A 566-nucleotide genomic window follows, 5' to 3' on the forward strand; every position below is an offset into this window, starting at 1 on the left:
CGCATGATCATTGCCATGGGCTCTTTGTGCGATGCGACGAAGGAAACCGTCGATTACCTCAACGCCCACGGAGAAAAGACGGGTCTCCTTTCGGTCCATCTCTATCGTCCGTTCTCGCTTAAATATTTCTTCAAATATATCCCGGAAACGGTCCGGAAAATCGCCGTCCTGGACCGCACAAAGGAACAGGGCTCCCTGGCAGAACCGCTCTATCTCGATGTCACCCAGGCCTACAGCGGCGTAGAAAACGCACCGCTCATCGTAGGCGGCCGTGCCGGCCTCGGCGGCAAGGATACGACACCGACCCATATCCTCAGCGTCTTCGAAAATCTGAAACAGGATACGCCGAAGGACCATTTCACCGTTGCCATTACCGACGACGTAACCAATACGTCCCTGCCGGTCACCCAGGATATCGATACGACACCGGCTGGCATGACGGCCTGCAAATTCTGGGGTCTCGGCAGTGATGGTACGGTCGGCGCCAACAAGTCGGCTGTCAAGATCATCGGCAACCACACGAACATGTATGCCCAGGCATATTTTGCCTACGATTCCAAGAAATC

The 566-nt window shown here is 55.1% G+C and carries 1 pseudogene; it reads left to right on the forward strand.

Going from position 1 to position 566, the window contains the following annotated elements:
- Positions 1 to 566, forward strand: a pseudogene (locus DW949_RS13555) (pyruvate:ferredoxin (flavodoxin) oxidoreductase); the annotation flags it as partial.

Source organism: Megasphaera sp. AM44-1BH (genome assembly GCF_003467125.1).
Lineage (GTDB): Bacteria > Bacillota > Negativicutes > Veillonellales > Megasphaeraceae > Megasphaera.